At 29.4% G+C, this 927-nt stretch carries 1 protein-coding gene and 1 pseudogene; both read right to left on the bottom strand.

Annotation, left to right across the window (positions count from 1 at the left end; all coding sequences use genetic code 11):
- Positions 1 to 574: pseudogene (locus AB4623_RS22965) on the bottom strand (RNA helicase); the annotation flags it as partial.
- Between the two features lie 7 nt (positions 575 to 581).
- On the bottom strand, positions 582 to 927 hold a 346-nt coding region (locus AB4623_RS22970; protein WP_372147430.1), incomplete at its 5' end, for a Hachiman antiphage defense system protein HamA.

Below are 927 nucleotides of genomic sequence, written 5' to 3' on the forward strand. Positions count from 1 at the left end.
GTACTTTTGTAGGAACTAAAACAATTACATCTTTCTTATCATTTATGCAATTGAAAATATAACTTCTAATAATGAACGACTTTCCGAATGAAGTCGGACCAGAAAAGCTGAAGTTATCAAGATCCGTTAAACTAGAAAAAACTTGATATTGTGAGTCTGTAAATATTTCATCACCGAAAGGTAACTTTTGTCTATCCTTTTTTAAAATATTACTAACTTCACGCTCATAAGGTAATGGATTTTCGATTTCATTAAACCTTGATTCAGAAACAAACAAACCAAGTTTAGTAAAAATAGAACGAGCCATACTGCCTAATTCGTGCGTTTTCTCTGATACCCCAAGTAACTTGACAATAATTCGATAAGCTAGCACCCTATATTCAGACTCTTCTGACAGACTAAAAATATCTGCGTATCTACATAAATCATCGGTATCTTTAGAGGTTATAGGGGTTGAAATGTTAAGCTTACTATTTGCGTAAGAAATAGAAAGATTTTCGTATAACTCTGTAAAATGAAGACTATTTATTGAGTCAGTTGTCAATTTTTTTATCAAGCTTATATTTTCTAACATGCACAAATCACTTATATTTTTTAATCTTAGATAACATTAGCTTATTTAATTCACCAACTTCATTGATAGGAATAAAATATAAGTAACATGTTTTACCCATAAAGAGGTGGTCATTAAATATGGATGATATTTCTTCATATTTACATTCCAAGTGTTCTTTTATTTTATTTCGAATCATTTGATTCTTAGTGTTGATGTTTCTTTCAGTGTAAATACTTGGATCTATATCTAAGATGTATGTATTCAATAACCCAAAATTATACTCAACATGTATATCACTTCCTGGTAATATCAATTTTGATATTAGTTCTGCATATTTAGGTGATACGTACTGTTGAACAAAACTTGGTTCA

This window comes from Vibrio sp. 10N.222.52.C12, assembly GCF_041474215.1.
Classification (GTDB): Bacteria; Pseudomonadota; Gammaproteobacteria; order Enterobacterales; family Vibrionaceae; genus Vibrio; species Vibrio crassostreae_C.